This is a genomic window from Paraburkholderia flava (assembly GCF_004359985.1).
GTDB lineage: Bacteria > Pseudomonadota > Gammaproteobacteria > Burkholderiales > Burkholderiaceae > Paraburkholderia > Paraburkholderia flava.
Genome location: NZ_SMRO01000005.1, coordinates 96,839 through 116,919, shown reverse-complemented (window position 1 = coordinate 116,919; position 20,081 = coordinate 96,839). Strand labels below are relative to the sequence as shown.

Annotated in this window: 19 protein-coding genes; 13 read left to right on the top strand and 6 right to left on the bottom strand. The window is 64.3% G+C overall.

The genetic code is table 11. The annotated features are described in order from the left end of the window. The first annotated feature begins 10 nt into the window (after positions 1-10). From prfA to E1748_RS30960, 5 genes are all read left to right on the top strand, one after another. Positions 11-1,093 (top strand): peptide chain release factor 1, encoded by a 1,083-nt coding sequence (gene prfA, locus E1748_RS30980; RefSeq protein WP_133651122.1) that lies wholly within the window; start codon positions 11-13, stop codon positions 1,091-1,093. A 10-nt stretch (positions 1,094-1,103) separates the two neighbouring features. Further along, on the top strand, positions 1,104-1,973 hold the full coding sequence (gene prmC, locus E1748_RS30975) for a peptide chain release factor N(5)-glutamine methyltransferase (protein ID WP_133651121.1): 870 nt from the start codon (positions 1,104-1,106) through the stop codon (positions 1,971-1,973). 93 nt (positions 1,974-2,066) lie between these two features. Continuing rightward, positions 2,067-2,378 carry a Grx4 family monothiol glutaredoxin gene (gene grxD / locus E1748_RS30970; RefSeq protein WP_133651120.1) on the top strand — a complete coding sequence of 104 codons (312 nt, stop codon included), beginning with the start codon at positions 2,067-2,069 and terminating at the stop codon, positions 2,376-2,378. Positions 2,379-2,410: 32 nt separating this feature from the next. Then, on the top strand, positions 2,411-3,031 hold the full coding sequence (locus E1748_RS30965) for a UbiX family flavin prenyltransferase (protein ID WP_133651119.1): 621 nt from the start codon (positions 2,411-2,413) through the stop codon (positions 3,029-3,031). 142 nt (positions 3,032-3,173) lie between these two features. Beyond that, positions 3,174-3,959 carry a DODA-type extradiol aromatic ring-opening family dioxygenase gene (locus tag E1748_RS30960; protein ID WP_133651118.1) on the top strand — a complete coding sequence of 262 codons (786 nt, stop codon included), beginning with the start codon at positions 3,174-3,176 and terminating at the stop codon, positions 3,957-3,959. Between the two features lie 107 nt (positions 3,960-4,066). On the opposite strand, the gene E1748_RS30955 is transcribed toward E1748_RS30960, so the two are convergent. Next, on the bottom strand, positions 4,067-5,659 hold the full coding sequence (locus tag E1748_RS30955; RefSeq protein WP_133651117.1) for an APC family permease: 1,593 nt from the start codon (positions 5,657-5,659) through the stop codon (positions 4,067-4,069). Positions 5,660-6,105: 446 nt separating this feature from the next. On the opposite strand from E1748_RS30955, the gene E1748_RS30950 reads away from it, so the two are divergent. Continuing rightward, complete coding sequence (locus E1748_RS30950; protein ID WP_091019821.1) at positions 6,106-6,309, top strand: cold-shock protein; 204 nt, start codon at positions 6,106-6,108, stop codon at positions 6,307-6,309. A 124-nt stretch (positions 6,310-6,433) separates the two neighbouring features. Here the strand turns inward: E1748_RS30950 and E1748_RS30945 are convergent, their stop codons facing one another. Next, entirely contained in the window at positions 6,434-7,684 is a 1,251-nt protein-coding gene (locus tag E1748_RS30945; protein ID WP_133651116.1) for an Hsp70 family protein, read from the bottom strand. A gap of 140 nt (positions 7,685-7,824) precedes the next feature. Here E1748_RS30945 and E1748_RS30940 point away from each other — a divergent pair, with 140 nt between their 5' ends. Next, positions 7,825-9,297, top strand: coding sequence for an MFS transporter (locus tag E1748_RS30940; protein WP_133651115.1), 1,473 nt, complete (start codon positions 7,825-7,827; stop codon positions 9,295-9,297). Positions 9,298-9,385: 88 nt separating this feature from the next. Here the strand turns inward: E1748_RS30940 and E1748_RS30935 are convergent, their stop codons facing one another. Together E1748_RS30935 and E1748_RS30930 are read right to left on the bottom strand one after the other, a co-directional pair. Next, the gene (locus E1748_RS30935) at positions 9,386-9,979 is read right to left on the bottom strand and encodes a nitroreductase family protein (RefSeq protein WP_133651114.1); all 594 of its coding nucleotides are present in this window, start codon (positions 9,977-9,979) and stop codon (positions 9,386-9,388) included. Positions 9,980-10,137: 158 nt separating this feature from the next. After that, entirely contained in the window at positions 10,138-11,421 is a 1,284-nt protein-coding gene (locus E1748_RS30930; RefSeq protein ID WP_133651113.1) for an MFS transporter, read from the bottom strand. A 173-nt stretch (positions 11,422-11,594) separates the two neighbouring features. Here E1748_RS30930 and E1748_RS30925 point away from each other — a divergent pair, with 173 nt between their 5' ends. Then, positions 11,595-12,245: a TetR/AcrR family transcriptional regulator gene (locus tag E1748_RS30925; protein WP_133651112.1), complete on the top strand. Its 651-nt coding sequence runs from the start codon at positions 11,595-11,597 to the stop codon at positions 12,243-12,245. After that, positions 12,245-12,811: a DUF1415 domain-containing protein gene (locus E1748_RS30920; protein ID WP_133651178.1), complete on the top strand. Its 567-nt coding sequence runs from the start codon at positions 12,245-12,247 to the stop codon at positions 12,809-12,811. The genes E1748_RS30925 and E1748_RS30920 overlap by 1 nt, the downstream gene beginning before the upstream one ends. A 39-nt stretch (positions 12,812-12,850) precedes the next feature. Here E1748_RS30920 and E1748_RS30915 read toward each other — a convergent pair whose 3' ends face one another. Next, positions 12,851-13,681: a class I SAM-dependent methyltransferase gene (locus tag E1748_RS30915; protein WP_133651111.1), complete on the bottom strand. Its 831-nt coding sequence runs from the start codon at positions 13,679-13,681 to the stop codon at positions 12,851-12,853. A gap of 439 nt (positions 13,682-14,120) precedes the next feature. Here E1748_RS30915 and E1748_RS30910 point away from each other — a divergent pair, with 439 nt between their 5' ends. Next, positions 14,121-14,441, top strand: coding sequence for a type II toxin-antitoxin system HicA family toxin (locus tag E1748_RS30910; RefSeq protein WP_133651110.1), 321 nt, complete (start codon positions 14,121-14,123; stop codon positions 14,439-14,441). Between the two features lie 33 nt (positions 14,442-14,474). On the opposite strand, the gene E1748_RS30905 is transcribed toward E1748_RS30910, so the two are convergent. Then, positions 14,475-15,173: a FadR/GntR family transcriptional regulator gene (locus E1748_RS30905; protein ID WP_133651109.1), complete on the bottom strand. Its 699-nt coding sequence runs from the start codon at positions 15,171-15,173 to the stop codon at positions 14,475-14,477. Between the two features lie 418 nt (positions 15,174-15,591). Between E1748_RS30905 and E1748_RS30900 the strand changes: the two genes are divergently transcribed. The 3 genes from E1748_RS30900 to E1748_RS30890 all read left to right on the top strand — a co-directional run bounded on the left by E1748_RS30900 (position 15,592) and on the right by E1748_RS30890 (position 19,785). After that, a complete protein-coding gene (locus tag E1748_RS30900; RefSeq protein WP_133651108.1) occupies positions 15,592-16,740 on the top strand; it encodes a mannitol dehydrogenase family protein in 1,149 nt (382 codons plus the stop codon). Positions 16,741-16,876: 136 nt separating this feature from the next. Next, complete coding sequence (locus E1748_RS30895; RefSeq protein ID WP_133651107.1) at positions 16,877-18,160, top strand: MFS transporter; 1,284 nt, start codon at positions 16,877-16,879, stop codon at positions 18,158-18,160. 71 nt (positions 18,161-18,231) lie between these two features. Next, positions 18,232-19,785 (top strand): UxaA family hydrolase, encoded by a 1,554-nt coding sequence (locus E1748_RS30890; RefSeq protein WP_133651106.1) that lies wholly within the window; start codon positions 18,232-18,234, stop codon positions 19,783-19,785. Positions 19,786-20,081: the final 296 nt, after the last annotated feature.

The window sequence follows — 20,081 nt, the reverse complement described above, 5'->3', positions numbered from 1 at the left end:
CGACCCACCGATGAAAACGAGCATGCAACGCAAGCTCGACCAGCTCACTACGCGGCTGGCCGAACTGAACGATCTGTTGAGCCGCGAAGACATTACGGCCAATCTCGACCAGTACCGCAAACTCACACGCGAGCACGCGGAAATCGGTCCGGTCGTCGAGCATTACGGACACTGGCGCCAGGCCGCCGGCGATGCGGCGACCGCGCAGGAACTGCTCGCCGATCCGTCGATGCGCGACTTCGCCGAAGACGAAGTCCGCGCGGCGCGCGAACGGATGGAGCAACTGGCCAGCGAACTGCAGAAGATGCTGCTGCCGAAAGATCCGAACGACGACCGCAACATCTTCGTCGAAATCCGCGCGGGCACCGGCGGCGACGAATCGGCGCTGTTCGCGGGCGATCTGCTGCGGATGTACCTGCGCTACGCGGAACGCAACCGCTGGCAGGTCGAGATGATGTCGGCGAGCGAGTCGGATCTCGGCGGCTATAAGGAAGTGATCGTGCGGATCGCGGGCGAAGCCGCGTATTCGAAGCTGAAGTTCGAGTCGGGCGGCCATCGCGTGCAGCGTGTGCCGGCGACCGAAACGCAGGGGCGCATCCACACGTCCGCGTGCACGGTCGCCGTGATGCCCGAGGCCGATGAAATCGGCGAGGTCGAAATCAATCCGGCCGATCTGCGGATCGACACGTTCCGCGCGTCGGGCGCGGGTGGGCAGCACATCAACAAGACCGATTCGGCGGTGCGCGTCACGCACATGCCGACGGGGATCGTCGTCGAATGCCAGGACGATCGCTCGCAGCACAAGAACAAGGATCGCGCGCTGAAGGTGCTCGCCGCGCGGATCAAGGACCGGCAGTATCAGGAGCAGCACGCGAAGGAAGCGGCGACGCGCAAGAGCCTCGTCGGTTCGGGCGATCGCTCGGAGCGCATCCGCACTTACAACTTTCCGCAGGGCCGCCTCACCGATCACCGGATCAACCTGACGCTGTACCGGCTCGACGCGCTGATGGACGGCGATCTCGACGAACTGATCGCGGCGCTCGTCAGCGAGCATCAGGCGGAACTGCTCGCATCGCTCGGCGACGCGGACTGATCCCACGCTGATGGATACCGCTGCTACCCTGCTCCGTGCTTCGCCGTTGCCGTTGCTCGAAGCGCGCATTCTGCTCGGACATGCGCTCGGCTGGCGGCGTACTGAGCTGATCACGCGTGCGGACGAGCCGCTCGATGCTGTGGCGATCGCTCGTTATCGTGCGCTCGAAGCACGTCGGGTTGTGGGCGAGCCGGTTGCCCAGTTGATCGGCACGCGCGAATTCTTCGGGCTCGAATTCGAAGTTACTGCGGACGTGCTGATTCCACGGCCAGAGACGGAACTGCTGGTGGAGACTGCGCTGGCGGCGCTCGAAGGCCGGAGCCTGTCGCATGCGCCTCGCGCACCTCACGCACCTCGCGTGCTCGATCTCGGCACCGGCAGCGGCGCGATCGCGGTTGCGATTGCTGCAACACGACCCGACGCACGGGTCTGCGCGACCGACCGCTCGGCACAGGCGCTCGCGGTCGCGGCACGCAACGCTGCGCGGCTCGTCGATTCGCGTCGGCCCGGCGGTGCGTTACGCTTTCTCGAAGGCGACTGGTACGCGGCCCTCGACGCATCCAACGAAGCACCGTTCGACGTAATCGTCAGCAACCCGCCATATATCGCGGACGGCGATCCGCACCTGGTACAAGGCGATCTGCGCTTCGAACCGCGCGGCGCGCTCACCGACGAAGCAGACGGCCTGTCGGCCATTCGCACGATCGTCGCCGGTGCGCCGGCACGGCTCGCCGCCGGCGGCGCGCTGTGGATCGAGCACGGCTACGATCAGGCTGCCGCCGTGCGAACGCTGCTGTCGGCGGCCGGGTTGCGCGACGTCCGGTCGGCGTGCGATCTCGCCGGCATCGAGAGAATTAGCGGCGGACTCGCCAGTGCCTGAACCCGGCCGTCGAGCCACGCCCGGCCGGCTGTAGCGAAATCCGCTATCATTTCAGCCTATCCCCCACCATTCCGGAACCGCAAGGTCAGTCTCATGGACACGCAACAACGCATCAAGCAAATCGTCGACGAAAACGCCGTCGTGCTCTTCATGAAGGGCACCGCGCAATTTCCGATGTGCGGCTTCTCGGGCCGCGCGATCCAGATCCTGAAGGCATGTGGCGTCGACGAACCGAAGACCGTCAACGTCCTCGAAGACGACGGCGTCCGCCAGGGCATCAAGGAATTCTCGAACTGGCCGACCATTCCGCAGCTGTACGTGAAGGGCGAATTCATCGGCGGCTCGGACATCATGATGGAGATGTACCAGTCGGGCGAACTGCAGCAACTGTTCGCCGCCGCCTGAGCGGCGCGCGTTAACCGCTGTCGTTGTCCCGCATGACGGTGCCGCTCTCCTCCACATCACAGGCCGCGGCACCGCGCCGGCTGATCGTCGCGATCACCGGTGCGACCGGCGCCATCTACGGCGTCCGGCTTCTCGAAACGCTGCGCCGCGTCGGCGGCGTGCAATCCCATCTGCTGATTTCCAGCGCGGGCTGGCTCAACGTCCGGCATGAACTGCAGTTGTCGAAAGACGACGTGCACGCGCTTGCCGACGTGGTCCATCCGGTGCGCGACGTCGGCGCGAGCATCGCGTCAGGCTCGTTCGCGACCGACGGCATGATCGTCGCGCCGTGCTCGATGAAAACGCTCGCGAGCATCGCGCACGGTCTGTCGGACAACCTGATCGCGCGCGCCGCCGACGTCACGCTGAAAGAGCGGCGCCGGCTCGTGCTGATGGTCCGCGAAACGCCGCTGAATCTCGCGCACCTGCGCAATATGACGGCCGTGACTGAGATGGGCGGCGTGATCTTTCCGCCGTTGCCGGCGTTTTACAACGCGCCCAAGTCGATCGATGAGATGGTCGATCACACCGTCGCGCGTGTCCTTGATCTGTTTGCGCTCGGGCCGGCGTTGGCGCCTGCGTGGCAAGGGCTGCGTTCCAGCGACGACGAGTAAGCGGAAAGAGCGAAGGGCCGCTCGCGATTCGCAACACCAGCGACACAATCAATTCCCCTTTCGCCCGTTTATCTGCCGGTGGTTCGCCTCTATATTGAAGGCAACCCAACTTTCACGCCGCGCCCGTCGCGGCGCCGCTGCGATGAACCGCTTGCCTACCCTCTTCCTGTCCCACGGTGCACCGACGCTGCCGATCGACCCGTCGTTACCGTCCGGTGAATTCGCGACGCTGTCGGCGCAATTGCCGCGTCCCGAATCGATCCTGATGCTGTCGGCGCACTGGGGCACCGCCGCGCCGGTCGCGAGCACCGCCGAGCGTCCGGAGACGATTCACGACTTCTACGGCTTTCCGCGCGCGCTCTATGAGATCGAGTACGCGGCACCTGGCGCACCCGACGTCGCACGCCGCGCTGCTGCGATGCTCGACGCGCACGGCGTGGCCGCCTCGACGCAGCCGCACGGCCTCGATCACGGCGCGTGGGTGCCGATGCTGCTGATGTTCCCCGACGCCGACATTCCGGTCGCTCAATTGTCGATCCAGCCGCACATGGACGCCGCGCATCACTTTCGCGTCGGCCGTGCGTTGCGCGAGTTGCAGGACGATGGCGTGATGGTGATCGGCTCCGGCCAGATCACGCACAACCTGCGCGCCGCCGATTTTTCGGCGCGGCCGGAAGACGCCGATCCGCGCGTCGCCGAATTCACCGACTGGTTCGAGGACCGGCTGGCCGCGCGCGACATCGATGCGCTGCTCGACTACCGGAACCGTGCGCCGCACGCCGCACTGATGCATCCGACCGACGAGCATCTGCTGCCGGTATTCGCCGCGCTCGGTGCCGCGGATGACAACTACACGCTGCAGATCCAGTCGCTCGGTACGTATCAGCGTGCGCTCGCGATGACGAACTACGTATTCGGCAACGCGTAAGCGCCGCGTCGACCCGACCAGAACGACAAAGCCCGCCTGACTCACGTCAGGCGGGCTTTGTTTTTCACTAGACTGTGCCGCCAGCAACGCGGCACAACCGCGAACAATCAGGCGCCGATCCCCTCAAGGATATCGTCCTGCTGCTCACGCTCGTCGAGATACTCGGTGCGATAACCGGTATGCACGCCCCAGTAGTAGAAAATCAGCGCGCAGATGATCACGACCAGCATGTCCCAGCCGTACGGCAGTACGTTGCGGCCGCCGAACTGCTTGCTGCCGATCAACGACAGGATCGCCATCACCGGCAGATACGCAACCAGCCACCACGCCGCCTTCAGATCGCGGCCCCAGCCTGCGAAGCCGGCCTTCGCCTGATAGTAGAAGTACACCGGCAGCGCGACGATCATCAGCAGGATGATTTCGCCGGTCAGCGGCCACTTCGCCCAGTACAGGATCAGCGACGCGCAGACGAACGCGAACGGAGCGATGAACGACATGCCCGGAATGTGCAGCGGACGCTCGAGGTCGGTGGCCGCGCGGCGCAGCGACATCAGGCTGATCGGGCCGGTCAGGTACGAGATCACCGTCGCGACCGAGATCACCGCCGCGAGCGAGCTCCAGCCGCGGAAGAAGAACAGGAAGATGAACGACACGAGCAGGTTGAACCACATCGCCTGACGCGGCACGCCGTAGAACGGGTGCACGTTGCCGAACATCTTCGGCATCGTGTTGTTGCGCTCCATCGCGTAGATCATCCGCGTGGTCGTCGCCATGTAGGTCGTGCCGGTGCCGCTCGGGCTGACGAACGCGTCGACGTACAGCAGGATCGCGAGCCAGTTCAGGTTCAGCGCGATGGCCAGTTCCGCGAACGGCGACGCGAAGTTGAAGTGGCTCCAGCCCTTCAGCACGTCGGTCGGATTCACCGCGCCGATGTACGCGATCTGCAGCAACACGTAGATCACGAGCGCCAGCAGGATCGAGCCGATCACCGCGAACGGCACGCTCTTCGCCGGATTGCGCGCTTCGCCTGCGAGGTTGATCGGGCTCTGGAAGCCGTTGAACGCGAACACGATGCCGCTCGTCGCGACCGCCGTGAACACCGCCGACCAGCCGTACGGAGCGAACGTCGTGGCGTCGCCGAAGTTCTCGTGATGGAAACCCGTTAGCATCAGACCGAGGATCGTTGCGCCCGGAATGATGAACTTGAAGACGGTGATCGCCGAGTTGGCGCGCGCAAACAGCTTGACGCCCCAGTAATTCAGCAGGAAATAGATAATCACGAGCCCCGCGGACAGCAGTAGCCCTAATGTAGTCAATGAGCCGTTGACGAACAGGTCGTGCGCCCACTGATATGGCCAGGTGCTCATGTACTGGATCGACGCTTCCGCCTCGATCGGAATCACCGACACGATCGCGATCCAGTTAGCCCATGCGCTGATGAAGCCGACGAGCGCGCCGTGCGAATAGCGCGCGTAGCGCACCATCCCACCCGACTCCGGAAACATCGCGCCGAGTTCGGCGTACGTGAGTGCAATCGCGAGGATCACGACCGCGCCGATCACCCATGCACAAATTGACGCGGGCCCTGCAATCTTTGCCGCCTTCCACGCGCCGAACAGCCAGCCCGAGCCGATGATCGAACCGAGGCCGGTCAGCATCAGCGCGACCGGGCCGATGTTCCGTTGAATTGAGCTCTTCACGTCTTCTCCTGTATTCGAGTACATGCGGTCATGTCATGGGTCGCCTTGTCCTGCAATACTGCATGCACATCGTCTCCCGGCGACTGACCGGCATACATGGTGCCATCCAATGAAGGAGTGCAAGCGCCATGCGGCGCGTAGTTTAACGACTGCACCAAATGATTGCAGGGAAATGCGAGTGTCCCTACAAAAAAATCGAGCAAATAGCAAGCTTTGTAAGCAAGACTTGAGCCATCCGTAAAAAACCCCCTATCAAGGGCGGGATTGAGTTGACCTCGGCCCGAAATATCCGTATAACGGACGGGCAGGATTTCAAGCGGCGAGTGAATTGGTCTTTCGTAGTTCGCCCATCAACGGTACTCCGGTTGGTCCCATTACCCCCTTCCTTGATTTTCATGCACCCCACGGGCTTCGGCCTTATTTATCATCTTTAGGAACTAAGTAATATGGAAACCGGTACCGTCAAGTGGTTCAATGACGCAAAGGGCTTTGGCTTCATCACGCCGGACGGCGGCGGCGAAGATCTGTTCGCGCATTTCTCGGAAATCCGCACGGAAGGCTTCAAGACGCTGCAAGAAAACCAGAAAGTGTCTTTCGAAGTGAAGACGGGCCCGAAGGGCAAGCAAGCCGCTAACATCAAGCCGGTGTAAGCAGCAACGCTTCCTTCTGGACGCAAAAAAACCCCGCCTCGGCGGGGTTTTTTATTGGTCGCGGTTTATTGCGCAGGCGATAAACCATAACGGCACAAAACGCGAACCTCAGCGATTCATCGATTCATCGAAAGAGCCGCTGCGCGTGAATGCCGAGCCCGGTCGCGACGCTCGCGAGACGGTCGCCGAACACCGGCTCCGCATCCGGAAACGCCGCCGCTAACGCAGCCGACAAAAACTTCAGCCCCGTCGACCCACCGGTGAAATAGATCGCGGTCACGTCCTGCGTCGCGATGCCCGCCGCCTTGACCGTCTCGCGGGCCGCCTGCACGATCCGCTGCGTCTCGTCGTGACCGGCCGCGACGAGTTGCGTTTCGTCGAATGCGAGACGCAGATCGTCTTCCACGTCGTCGAGATCAATCAGCGTTTCGCCGCCGGCAGCGACGCCGATCTTCGCTTCTTCCGCGTGCGCCGCGAGCGCATGACCGAGCCGTCGTTCGACCACGCGCATCAGGCGATCGTGATGACGCACATCGGTGTACAGGTGCCGCATCAGCGACAGTTCGCTGACGCGCTTCGGCGCGTACACGGTGTTGATCAGATGCCAGGTCGCGAGATCGAAGTAGACGCGGTTCGGCACCTCGCGGCCTTCGGGATCGAAGCTCTGGTTGCCGAGTTCGCGCAGGATCGTCGCGAGTTCGACGCGCCGGTCGAAGTCGGTGCCCGCGACGTGCACGCCGTGATGCGCGAGCACGTCGTCCTTGCGGTCGATCTGCTTCATCCGCTCGGGGCCCACGCGCACGAGCGAAAAGTCCGACGTGCCGCCGCCGATGTCGGCGACCAGCACGAGCCCTTCCTTGTTCAGATGCGATTCGTAGTCGAAGGCGGCCGCGATCGGTTCGTACTGGAAGTGGATTTCGTTCAGCCCCACCGAACGCGCCGCCGCCTCGAGCTGCTGCTGCGCGAGCAGATCCGCGCGCGGATCGTCGTCGACGAAGAACACCGGCCGCCCGAGCACCGCGCGCCCGATCGATTCGCCCGCAGCCGCTTCAGCGCGACGCTTCAGATGATCGACGAAGATCGCGATGATGTCGGTGTAGCGGATCGCGGAGCCGTCGCCGAGATCGGTCGTGGTCTCCGCGAGCGCCGAGCCGAGGATGCTCTTCATCGAGCGCATCAGCCGGCCGTCGAAGCCGTCGACATACGCGTCGATCGCGGCACGACCGAATGCGCGCGTATTCTCGTCGGTGTTGAAGAAGACAGCGGTCGGCAGCGTCGTGAAGTCGCCTTCGACAGGCGCGAGCCGCAGCACGCCGGCATCGGGCAACGCGACCGCCGAATTCGACGTGCCGAAGTCAATCGCACAGTAAGTCATCGCGAAAAGCCGCCGCCGACAGAAAGAGGACGGGCTTTTTATCACGAAACCGCGACGCCCGGCAACCGGCCCGCGGAACGGAAATTGCTCGCTTCCGCCGGATAACCGTCCAATTCCACCGATCCGGGAGACAAGCGGAAATGACCGAGCCGTCCACCGTCGCCGCGCGCGAGACATCGCCCGCGATCGTCGAGACCGACCTGCCCGCGCGGCTCGACCGCCTGCCGTGGGGCCGCTTTCATTCGCTGATCGTCGCGGCGCTCGGCATCACGTGGCTGCTCGACGGACTCGAGGTGACGCTGGCAGGCGCGGTCGCGAGCGCGCTGAAGACGAGCCCCGCGCTGCACTTTTCGAATGCGGATGTCGGGCTGACCGGCAGCGCGTACATCGCGGGTGCCGTGCTCGGCGCGCTCGGCTTCGGCTGGCTGACCGACCGGCTCGGCCGGCGCAAGCTGTTCTTCATCACGCTCGCGCTGTATCTCGCAGCAACCGCCGCGACCGCGCTGTCGTGGAATCTCGCGAGCTTCATCGTGTTCCGCTTTCTGACCGGTGCGGGGATCGGCGGCGAATACACCGCGATCAACTCGACGATCCAGGAGTTCACGCCGGCGCGCGTGCGCGGCTGGACCGACCTCGCGATCAACGGGACGTTCTGGATCGGTGCGGGGATCGGCGCAGCGGGCTCATTGGTATTGCTCGACCCCGGCCTGCTGCCAGGCGACTGGGGCTGGCGTGCGTGCTTCTTCATCGGCGCGGCGCTCGCGCTCGCGATCCTGCCGATGCGCGCATGGGTGCCCGAAAGCCCGCGCTGGCTGCTGACGCACGGTCAGCCTGACGAAGCGCGCACGATCGTCGAAAACATCGAGACGCGCTTTCGCGCACAAGGCCACACACTGCCGACGATCGACCATGCGCCGCTGCTGCGGTTACGCGCACGCTCGCACACCGCGCTGCGCGAAGTGTTCCATGCGCTCTTCACGCTGCACCGGCGACGCTCGCTGGTCGGCCTCTCGCTGATGACCGCGCAGGCGTTCTTCTACAACGCGATCTTCTTCACGTACGCGCTCGTGCTCACGGATTTTTATCGCGTGCCGGGCGATCACATCGGCTGGTATCTGCTGCCGTTCGCGCTCGGCAATTTTCTCGGACCGCTGTTGCTTGGCAGACTGTTCGACGTGATCGGCCGACGCAAGATGATCGCGACGACTTACGCGCTGTCGGGGATTCTGCTCGCCGGCAGTGGCTATCTGTTCGAGCAGCAGTGGCTCACCGTGACGACGCAGACGATCGCGTGGATGATAATTTTTTTCTTCGCGTCGGCGGCGGCGAGTTCGGCGTATCTGACCGTCAGCGAATCGTTTCCGCTCGAAATCCGTGCGCTCGCGATCGCCGTCTTTTATGCGTTCGGCACGGCGCTCGGTGGCATCGCGGGTCCGGCGTTTTTTGGGCGGCTGATCGACTCGCATCAGCGCAGTGAGGTGTACACCGGCTATCTGGTCGGCTCGGCGCTGATGATCGCTGCAGCGATCATCGTGTCGATCTGGGGTGTCGATGCAGAGAGGAAATCGCTGGAGAGCGTCGCGGCGCCGCTGTCCGCAGTCACGGACGATTGATTGGCACTGAACGCACGCGCCCATAAAAAAAACGCGCGGTACACACCACGCGTTTTCACATCGATCAAACAACAACAGCCACTCAAATTCAGAACGGCTTCTTCCACGCCCCTGCAAACGCAACTTCGCCGAGCGGCACACGCGTACGCGCAGCGCGTTCGCGATCGCGCAACGCCGGATCGAGTTTCGCCGGATCGCCGTAGTGACCGACCGCGATCATCGCGATCACTTCGATGTCGTCGGGGATGCTGAACTCCTTGCGAAACGCGTTCACGTCGACGCCGGCCATCTGATGCGCGGCAAGACCCAGCGCATGCGCCTGCAACACCAGCGACATCGCTGCCGCGCCCGCATCGTACGGCGCGCAGCGATTGACGTCGCCCTTGCTCGTCAACGTCTGCGTCGTGACCGCGATCAGCACCGGCACCGGACCATTCCAGCCCTGGTTGAACGGCACGAGCGTCGCGAACGCGCGCTTGTACGCGGCTTCATCGGTGCTGCGGTCGAACACGACGAAGCGCCACGGCTGCGCGTTGTATGAAGAAGGCGCCCAGCGGGCCGCCTCGAGGATCGAATGCAGTTGCTCGCGAGTCACCGGTTCATTCGAGAAGGCTCGCGGGCTCCAACGGCCGGCAAGCAGATCGTGAATGGAAACATCGGTCGCTGCGGGTTTGGTGGTCATGCGTTTCTCTCAGTCGAGGTTTGGTCGACGGGCGAACGCCCGGGAGACGTAGCATAACCCGGGCTTCGTGAAACGCGCTTCATCGTGCGTGGAGACCCATCCACTGTGTGTGGAGATCTGTCGCTCGCCGCCGCGTCGAAAGCAGCGGCGAGCGGCGATCAGACCGGCTGCGCAGCAACCGGCCGGTCGCGTCGATTGATACGCAGCACCAGCACCGACGCGACGAGGCACAGGCCGCCCGAGATCATCGATGCAACCGTGTACGTGCCGAGGCTCGAGCGCAGCATGCCGGCGCCGAGCGCAGCGAACGCGGCACCTAGCTGATGCCCCGCGACCACCCAGCCGAACACGACCGGCGCGGCGTCCTTGCCGTAGACGTCGGTGGCGAGACGCACGGTCGGCGGCACGGTGGCGATCCAGTCGAGACCGTAGAAGATCGCGAAGATCGGCAGGCCGTAGAAGTCGATACCGAATGCGTGCGGCAGATACATCAGCGACAGTCCGCGCAGCCCGTAGTACCAGAACAGCAGCACGCGACTATTGAAGCGGTCCGACAGCCAACCCGACAGCGTCGTGCCGAACAGATCGAAGATGCCCATCGCGGCGAGCAGCGACGCGCCCTGCACTTCGGTCATCCCGTAGTCGCCGCACATCGCGATCAAATGCGTGCCGATATAGCCGTTAGTACTCGCGCCGCAGATAAAGAAGCTGAAGAACAGCAGCCAGAAGTCGCGCGTGCGGCTCGCCGATGCGAGCGTGCCGAATGCGATCTGCAGCGGATTCTTCGTCTGCACGGCGGTCGCGAGCGGCGCACCGGGCGCTTCGCCAAACGGACGCAGCATCACGTCGGCGGGACGCTCGGGCAGCAGGAACGCGACCAGCGGCAACACGACCGCAGCCGCACCCGCGACGATCCACACCACCTGACGCCAGCCCTGATGCTCGGCGACAGCGGCAAGCAACGGCAGGAACACCAGTTGGCCAGTCGCCGAACTCGCGGTGAGAATGCCCATCACGAGACCGCGATGCGTGGTGAACCAGCGATTCACGACCGTCGCCGACAGCGACAGCGCAGCAACGCCCGTCGCACCACCGACCATCACGCCCCAGATCAGGATCATCTGCCACGGGTGCGTCATCAGCGACGACAACGCGACGCCGGCCGCCATCGTCCCCAGCGCGATCAGCACCGTGGGCCGCACGCCGAAGCGTTGCATCGCTGCGGCCGCGAACGGTCCCATCAGACCGTACAGCGCGATGTTCACGGAGATCGCGAGCGAGATCGTCGCGCGGCTCCAGCCGAATTGATGTTCGAGCGGCACCATCATCACGCTCGGCGTCGCACGCGTGCCGGCGGCCGCGAGCAACACCAGAAACACGACGGCCACCGTGAGCCAGCCGTAGTGGAAACGTGCGCCGATTCTTCTTGCTGCCCAGTTCATCGGTTCTCCTGTTGGCCGCCCGTTGCGGACAGCGCCGATTCTCGTTGCCTGCCGGATTGTTGCCGATCCGGTAAGGGACTTGTGACAGATCTGTCACAAAGAGAGTTGCGATGTTAGTTACCGATCGGTAACATGTCAAGCCATCGAAGCAATAACCCTGAAGGTGATGTGCCATGAACGCCAACATCGACGCGAACGCCAAACCGCGAGCCGCCCGTCGTCCTCGTACGCAGATGGCCGGCCATGAAGCGCAGACGCATCTGCTGGATGCCGCAGCCGAACTCTTCTATCGCGAAGGCGTGCGGGCCGTCGGCGTCGACGCGGTGGTCGAGCGCGCGGGCGTCAACAAGATGAGCCTGTACCGGCAGTTCTCGTCGAAAGACGATCTGGTGGTCGCTTATCTTGAGCGTTCGGACGAAGGCTTTTTCCGACGCTTCGAACGCAGCGTCGCGAAGCATCCCGGCGAACCGGTGAAGCAGATCGCGCAGTATTTCGAGGATCTGTTGTCGCGTGCGTCGGTGCCCGACTATCGCGGCTGTCCGTTCGTCAACGTGTCGGCGGAATTTCCGGACCCGGCGCATCCGGCGCGTCAGTGCGTCGCGCGCAACAAGACGAAGCTGATGGCCCGCCTGACCGAACTCGCGACCGAAGCCCGCGCCGACGATCCGGTCGCGCTCGCTAACGCGCTGGCATTGCTGATCGAAGGAATCTACGCCGCGAGCCAGACCTACGGCCCGACCAGCGGACCAGTTGCCGTTGCCGCGCGCGTCGCCGCGCAACTCGTCTCTGCATCATGCCCACAGACCGCGCCGGAGCAACCGTGATGCCGCTCGACGACACCACCCACGCGACGATCCTCAGCGAGACACGTCACTGGCTCACGCGCGCGGTAATCGGCCTGAACCTGTGCCCGTTCGCGAAGGCCGTTCACGTGAAGCAGCAGATCCGCTACGCAATCAGCGAAGCGACCGACATGGAAGGCGTGCTGACCGATCTCGAAGCGGAATTACGTGCACTCGTCGACGCCGACCCGGCCACGATCGACACGACCCTGCTGATCGTGCCGCACGCACTCGCCGATTTCGCCGACTACAACGACTGCCTGTTCTTCGCCGACCGGTTGCTGAAGCAGTTGCGCCTCGAAGGCGAGCTGCAGATTGCGAGCTTCCATCCGCAGTATCAGTTCGAAGGCAACGAACCCGACGACATCGAGAACTACACGAATCGCGCGCCGTGGCCGATCCTGCATCTGCTGCGCGAAGCGAGCATCGAGCGCGCGGTCGACGCGTTTCCCGATGCCGCCGATATCTACGAGCGCAACATCGAAACACTGCGTCGTCTGGGCCACGCGGGCTGGGCCGAGTGGATGAGCGCGCCGGAAGCGGACTGAGCCGCTACGACGCCCACGCGACCACTCCCGCAAGCCACCTCAAGCCGCAACAAAAAACCGCTCCTGCAACTCGGCGATTCCCAGCGTCTCCATCACCTCCGCGAGCCGTTCCGTCGGACGCCCACGCGGCAAGTCCTTGTACTGCGCGATGATCAGCTCGTTTTTCATCGAGTGTTCCCAGCCGACCAGTTCGGTCACGCTGACCTGATAGCCATGCGCCTCAAGCTGCAGACACCGCAGCACGTTGGTGATCTGGCTGCCGAACTCGCGCGTATGCAGCGGATGGCGCCAGATTTCCGTCAGCGCATGACCGAGCGAGCGGTTCTTGTTCCGCCGCAGCACGCCCGCCACTTCCGCCTGACAGCACGGCACCACGACGATGTACTTCGCCTGTTTGCGTAACGCGAAGCGGATCGCGTCGTCGGTGGCGGTGTCGCATGCGTGCAGCGCGGTGACGATGTCGACGGTGGGCGGCAGGCGATCGGACACGATCGAGTCCGCCACCGACAGATTGAGAAACGACATCCCGCCAAAGCCGAGCCGCGCCGCCAGCTCTTCGGACTTCGTCACCAGTTCTTCGCGCGTCTCGATCCCGTAGATCCGCGACGCGTCGTGCTGCTCCTTGAAGAACAGGTCGTACAGGATGAAGCCGAGGTACGACTTGCCCGCGCCGTGATCGACCAGCGTGATCTCGGGCTGCGCGGCCTTCAGCTCGGTCAGCAGCGGCTCGATGAACTGGAACAGGTGATACACCTGCTTCAGCTTGCGGCGGCTGTCCTGATTCATCTTGCCGTCGCGCGTCAGGATGTGCAGCTCCTTCAGCAGTTCGACGGACTGGTTGGGACGGATTTCGTGAGTTTTGCCGGACATCGATCGAAACCGCCGCCCATTGCATCGCGAACGTGCGACAGGCGACGGAAAAAGAGAAAAGTTGCTGCCAGTTTACCCAAAGCGCGGCAACCCGATACGGATCGACCGTTCGGGCAGCCGCGCGACCCGTTTGCAGTCCACTCCTGTGGACACTCATGTGGTCACTCAGTGATCACTTAGCTGCACCCTCACCTGGAATACTTCGTGCTCTGTTGTGGACGTGCGTGGCGCGGGGTGAACGCCACGACACGATGCCGTAAGCCGGCCCGCCTGTCGGGGCCCGCAGAACAACAAGGAAAGCCGGCGGCCGTCGTTTTCGGACGGCCGGACCGCCGGGCATGTGGGGAGGTCGGACCCGGAACACGGGTTCGAACGTTACGTAACCTGCAGCGCGCCGCGACCTCAACAGAGAGCGCGCTCAGAAGATCAAGAGGCGGCAATGGACGCGATACCCCAAGGAAGCGCCGAGCAGAAGTTTCAGGAGCTGCTTGCGAAGCTGATGGCGACGCCGGCGTGGTCGGAAAAACAGCAGATCGAACTCGAAATGGCGCGTGACATTTCGGTCGAGATGCTTCGACTCGCCGAAGCGATGCGCGACGGCAGCGTCGATCTGGAAACCTGCCTGACGATGCTCAAATACGCGAAGGTGCTCGACTTCGTGATGACGACGCTCGCGTCGCGACGCGACATCAAGCCGCAAACGCTGCGGGTCATCTTCAAGCTCGCCGGACTCAAGGTCGACGAAGCTTATCCGGGCTAGCCGGATCTATCTCACGCCTCAGCGCCGGTGCGATTACCGGCCGAGGCGTGTCATCAGCCGTGCATACGACAGCTTGAGGTGCCGCTGCATCGCCGCGTGCGCCTGCACGGCGTCGCGTGCCTCGAGCGCTTCGAGAATCGCGCGATGCTCGTCGAGCGCCGTAGCCCACGTATCCTCGCCTTCGAAATGCACGCGCAGCTTCGACGACAGCGGACGATGCCGCTCGTCGAACAGATCGCCGACCGTCCGCACCACCACGTCGTTGTCCGTCATCTGCGCGATCGCCAGATGAAACTGCCGGTCGGCTGCGATCGGCACCTGTCCCGCCTCGACCTCCTGCGCCATCCGCTCGAACAGCGCACGTAGCGCCTTCAATGCCTTCGGCCGCGCGAACGGTGCGACCGCCGCCGCGATCGCGCCTTCGATCAGCGCGCGCGCTTCCATGTTCTCGCGCGGACTTTCGCCGAGCTTCTCCGGATCGGGCGTGGCGATCACGCGCGACGTGTCGGTCACGTAGACGCCCGAGCCCATCCGGATCTCCACGCGCCCTTCCAGTTCCAGCGCCACCAGCGCTTCACGCACCGACGGCCGCGACACGCCGAGCGTCTGCGCGAGTTCGCGTTCGGATGGCAGGCGTCCGCTCGGTGCGAAGCCTTGCTGCTCGATCAGTGCGCGCAGCTTGTCGGCAATCTGCAGATAGAGACGACGCGTTTCGACGGGTTTGGCGGGCACAGCGCCTCCAGACAACAACCAGGAAAAATACGAACGACCGGAACAGCCCCGGGAAAGCGTGAATTGTAATCAGCCGGGCCCGCGTCCGGACAGGCGAACCGGGAAACGACCTGTTCTCGCGCTAAAGGTCACTCACAAACTGGCTTGACCAGATTAGCAAATCGCACCTACTATCGGCAACTGGTCAGGCCGAAATAGATCGATCGACAGCGGGTCATATCCGCTTCGATCCGTGACCGTCGGCCCCGCCGCCCCCACTCTACTGCGACCCTGCGATGAATTCTGCCGGTCAAGCGTGCTGCCGTTTCGCTTCGTCGTCCGCGCGTGCGCGTCGGTCGTCGGTTGGCGTTGCGGGCACATGCCGTGCGGCGTCGCTCGCGCAGTCTCCGCTGTCACTGCAGCCACGATCCCCGCATCGATGAACCCGACGAACACGAACAACCCGATCCTCCAGTTCGGCACGAGCCGCTTCCTGCAGGCACACGCCGATTTCTTCATCGCGCAGGCGCTCGCGACGGGCCAGGCGCTCGGCCACGTCACGGTCGTGCAGACCACGTCGAATCCCGACAGCCGTGCGCGTATCGACGCGCTGCGCGAAACACCGCGCTATCCGGTGCGAATTCGCGGCCGCCGCGACAACGCCGATATCGACGAGACGATCGAATGCGATGCGATCAGCGAAGCGCTCGACGCGAACGTCGACTGGCCACTCGTGCGTGAACGCTTCGCCAACGATGCGCGCGTCGTGCTGTCGAATACCGCCGACAGCGGCTTCGCCTGCTTCCCCGACGACACCGCCGCGCTGCTGCGCGATCCACACGCGGTACCGCGTGGTTTCGCCGCGAAGCTCGTCGTGCTGCTGCACGCGCGTTACGAAGCGGGCGCCGCGCCGCTCACGCTGCTGCCGTGCGAGCTGATCACGAACAACGGCGACACGCTGCGTGCGCTGGTCGCGAGTATTGCGCGCGACTGGCACGCGGACGACGCGTTCGTCCGCTACATCGAGCACACGTGCATCTGGGTGAACTCGCTGGTGGACCGCATCGTGTCGGAACCGATCCTGCCGATCGGCGCGGTTGCCGAGCCGTACGCGTTATGGGCGATCGAGCGGCAGCCGGGCATGGTACTGCCATGCGAACACGCAGCGATGATCGTCACCGACGACCTGCCGCACTACGAACGCCTGAAGCTGCTGCTGCTCAATCTAGGCCACACGTACCTCGCGGAACGCTGGCAGGCCGACGCGCGTCCCGCCGACGAAAACACGCTGCACGCGATGCGCGACCCGATACTGCGCGCCGATCTCGAAGCGCTATGGCATGACGAAGTACTGCCGGTCTTCGATGCGCGGGGCAAAGGCGACGACGCGCGCCGCTATCTCGACGACGTGCGCGAGCGCTTCGAGAATCCGTTTCTCGATCACCGGCTCGCGGACATTGCGCGCAATCACGCGCAGAAGAAGCAGCGCCGCTTTCAACCGGTGCTCGACCTCGCTCATGAACTGAAACTCGAACTCGCACAGTCACGGTTGCGCGCAGCGCTCGCACGCGAGCCGCTCACTGTTTAGTCACGCAGAACACGCTGTAAAAACCCGCAGTTCCGCCAACAGAGCGGAACGCACGCAACAAACGGCCCGCCAGCCCGGCATCGCAGCGGACCGCGCCATTCACACGACGGATGCCGATCTTGGAGGAGACGTTGTCATGCGGAAAATGCGCTGGGTGGTGATCCTGTTCTGCTTCCTTGCGATCGCGGTGAATTACATCGATCGCGCGAACCTCGCGGTCGCGGCTCCGCAGATCGAGAAAGCGCTCGGCATCGGGCCCGCCGAAATGGGCCTCGTGCTGAGCGGCTTCTTCTGGACTTACGCGCTGATGCAGATGCCGTTCGGCTGGTTCGTCGATCGCGTCGGCGCGCGTATCGCGCTGCCGCTCGCGGTGGGCTGGTGGTCGCTGTTCACGGCGGCAACCGGGGGCGCGTCGAGCGTGATGTCGATGTTCGGCTGCCGGCTGATGCTCGGCATCGGCGAGGCGGGTGCGTACCCGTCGTGCGCGAAACTCGTCAGTCAATGGTTCAAGCCCGCGCAGCGCGCACTCGCGACCAGCATCTTCGATAGCGGCTCGCGGGTCGGCTCGGCGCTGTCGATTCCGGTCGTCGCGCTGATCATCGGCACGCTCGGCTGGAAGGCGTCGTTCGTCGCGACCGGGCTGCTCGGTCTCGTCTGGATCGTCGGCTGGTTCGTGATCTATCGCAGCCCCGCGCACGGCGACATGACTGGCGAACGCGACGTCGTGCCCGAGCCGCGCACGCGCCAGGCCGGCGACGCGACTTGGGCATCGCTGTTCCGCCACCGGACGATGTGGGGAATGATGCTCGGCTTCTTCTGCCTGAACTTCGTCATCTACTTTTTCATCACGTGGTTCCCGAGCTACCTGGTGCAGACGCGCGGTTTCTCGCTGAAGTCGCTCGGCACGCTCGGCATGGTGCCCGCGCTGATCTCGATTCCCGGCGGCTGGCTCGGCGGCTACGTGTCCGATGCGCTCTACCGGCGCGGCTGGAGCCTCACCGCGTCGCGCAAGACGTGCATGGTCGGCGGGATGCTGATGTCGTCGGTGATCACGCTGTCCGCGTTCACGTCGGACGTGTACCTGATGCTCGCGTTCTTCGGCATCGCGTACGGCAGCCTCGCGTTCGCCGCGGCCAGCATCTGGTCGCTGCCCGCCGACGTCGCGCCGACACCCCGGCACGTCGCGTCGATCGGCGGCATCCAGAACTTCGCGTCGAACCTTGCGGGCATCGTGATCACGACGTTCACCGGCATCATGGTCTCGATGACGAAGGGCTCGTTCACGATTCCGCTGGTCGTCGCGGGCGGCTTCTGTTTTCTCGGCGCGTTCAGCTATCTTGTGATCGTCGGGAAAATCGAGCCGCTGCCCGCGCATCCGGGCCAGCGCGACGAGCCGGAGCCGGCGCGGTCGCCGGTTTGATCGAGGCTTAGAGCACGTTGAACGCGCACGTCGTGTAACCGATTCATCTGAACGCCATTGCGAAATTCATCATGTCGACCACACCACACGCCGTGATCCGGCTGCATCCCAACGACGACGTCGTGATCGCCACGCGCCAGCTCGTATCGGGCACGCGAATCGACGCGGAAAATCTCGTCGTCTCCGGACTCGTGCCGCCGGGTCACAAGATCGCGACGCGCGCGATCGCGCAGGGCGAACCAGTCAAGCGCTACAACCAGATCATCGGCGTCGCGCGTGAGGCGATCGCGCGTGGGCAGCACGTGCACGTCCACAACCTCGGCATGGCCGAGTTCGCACGCGAGCATGCGTTCGGCGCCGATCTGCATCCGACCGCGTATGCAACCGAGCCCGCGCATTTCATGGGCATTCGCCGCGACGGCCTGAGCGGTGGCGAAGGCGTAGTCGCGACACGCAACTTCATCGGCGTGCTGACGAGCGTCAACTGCTCGGCGACCGTCGCGCGCGCGATCGCCGATCACTTCCGCCGCGACGTGCATCCCGAAGCGCTCGCGGACTACCCGAACGTCGACGGCGTGATCGCGCTCACGCACGGCCTCGGTTGCGGTATCGATCTGCAGGGCGAAGGCATCGCGATCCTGCGCCGCACGCTCGCGGGCTACGCGGCGCATCCGAATTTCGCGTCGGTGCTGTTCGTCGGACTCGGCTGCGAAACCAACCAGATCGGCGGCGTGCTCGAAGCCGGTGGTCTGTCCGGCGACGCGCGCCGCCTGCGCAGCTTCACGATTCAGGACAGCGGCGGCACGCGCAAGACGATCGAGCACGGCATCGCGACCGTCCGTGAAATGCTCGCCGACGCAAACCGCGTGCGCCGCGAGCCGGTGAGTGCATCGCATCTGATGGTCGGTCTGCAATGCGGTGGCTCCGACGGTTACTCGGGCATCTCGGCGAACCCGGCGCTCGGCGCGGCGGTCGACCGGCTGGTACAACATGGAGGCACCGCGATTCTCTCCGAAACGCCGGAAATCTACGGTGCCGAACATCTGCTGACGCGCCGCGCGGTGAACCAGGAAGTCGGCGACCGGCTGCTCGCGCGGATCGCGTGGTGGCAGGACTACTGCTCGCGTAACGGCGCGGCGCTCGACAACAATCCGTCGGCGGGGAACAAGGTCGGTGGCCTCACGACGATCCTCGAGAAATCGCTCGGCGCGGTGGCGAAGGGCGGCACGACGAACCTCGTCGGCGTCTACGAATACGCGCAACCGATCGATGCGAAGGGCTTCGTGTTCATGGATTCCCCTGGCTACGATCCGATGTCGGCGACAGGCCAGGTCGCGTCCGGCGCGAACCTGATCTGCTTCACCACCGGCCGTGGGTCGGCATACGGCTGCGCGCCGTCGCCTTCACTGAAGCTCGCGACCAACACCGCGCTGTGGGACCGTCAGCAGGACGACATCGACATCAACTGCGGCGGTGTGATCGACGGCACCGCGAACATCGACGAACTCGGCGAAGCGATCTTCCGGATGATGCTCGACTGCGCGTCGGGGACACGCTCCAAGAGCGAACTGCATGGCTATGGGCAGAGTGAATTCGTGCCCTGGCAGGTGGGTGTGATTACGTGAGTGTGGGGTGGCGGTGGCTTTAACGGCCGCCACAGAGGTGTTCTTTACGCAGATGGCTCCGATGCAAACGGCTCGGACGCGCCGGCGCTGGCGCCCCTTACCCGTGATGCGGATGACCTTGACGCAGATCGCTTAGATGCGAGCAGCCCGGATGCGCCGGCCTTGGCGCCGTCCGCCCGTGATGCAGATGACCCTGACGCAGATCGCTCCGATGCAGGCGGCTCACGCACAGCGGCCGTCGCCTGCGTGACTCGTACTCTGCACAGCGCAGCCCCGACCCACGCACGCCGTTTGCC

Excerpts from the sequence above, each read along its gene's own strand:
- E1748_RS30900 (WP_133651108.1), top strand. The coding sequence starts at position 15,592 with ATGAACCCGACGAACACGAACAACCCGATCCTCCAGTTCGGCACGAGC.
- E1748_RS30940 (WP_133651115.1), top strand. The coding sequence starts at position 7,825 with ATGACCGAGCCGTCCACCGTCGCCGCGCGCGAGACATCGCCCGCGATC.
- grxD (WP_133651120.1), top strand. The coding sequence starts at position 2,067 with ATGGACACGCAACAACGCATCAAGCAAATCGTCGACGAAAACGCCGTC.
- E1748_RS30930 (WP_133651113.1), bottom strand. The coding sequence starts at position 11,421 with ATGAACTGGGCAGCAAGAAGAATCGGCGCACGTTTCCACTACGGCTGG.
- E1748_RS30895 (WP_133651107.1), top strand. The coding sequence starts at position 16,877 with ATGCGGAAAATGCGCTGGGTGGTGATCCTGTTCTGCTTCCTTGCGATC.
- E1748_RS30915 (WP_133651111.1), bottom strand. The coding sequence starts at position 13,681 with ATGTCCGGCAAAACTCACGAAATCCGTCCCAACCAGTCCGTCGAACTG.
- E1748_RS30965 (WP_133651119.1), top strand. The coding sequence starts at position 2,411 with ATGACGGTGCCGCTCTCCTCCACATCACAGGCCGCGGCACCGCGCCGG.
- E1748_RS30935 (WP_133651114.1), bottom strand. The coding sequence starts at position 9,979 with ATGACCACCAAACCCGCAGCGACCGATGTTTCCATTCACGATCTGCTT.
- E1748_RS30890 (WP_133651106.1), top strand. The coding sequence starts at position 18,232 with ATGTCGACCACACCACACGCCGTGATCCGGCTGCATCCCAACGACGAC.
- E1748_RS30960 (WP_133651118.1), top strand. The coding sequence starts at position 3,174 with ATGAACCGCTTGCCTACCCTCTTCCTGTCCCACGGTGCACCGACGCTG.
- E1748_RS30920 (WP_133651178.1), top strand. The coding sequence starts at position 12,245 with ATGCCGCTCGACGACACCACCCACGCGACGATCCTCAGCGAGACACGT.
- E1748_RS30950 (WP_091019821.1), top strand. The coding sequence starts at position 6,106 with ATGGAAACCGGTACCGTCAAGTGGTTCAATGACGCAAAGGGCTTTGGC.
- prmC (WP_133651121.1), top strand. The coding sequence starts at position 1,104 with ATGGATACCGCTGCTACCCTGCTCCGTGCTTCGCCGTTGCCGTTGCTC.
- prfA (WP_133651122.1), top strand. The coding sequence starts at position 11 with ATGAAAACGAGCATGCAACGCAAGCTCGACCAGCTCACTACGCGGCTG.
- E1748_RS30925 (WP_133651112.1), top strand. The coding sequence starts at position 11,595 with ATGAACGCCAACATCGACGCGAACGCCAAACCGCGAGCCGCCCGTCGT.
- E1748_RS30910 (WP_133651110.1), top strand. The coding sequence starts at position 14,121 with ATGGACGCGATACCCCAAGGAAGCGCCGAGCAGAAGTTTCAGGAGCTG.
- E1748_RS30945 (WP_133651116.1), bottom strand. The coding sequence starts at position 7,684 with ATGACTTACTGTGCGATTGACTTCGGCACGTCGAATTCGGCGGTCGCG.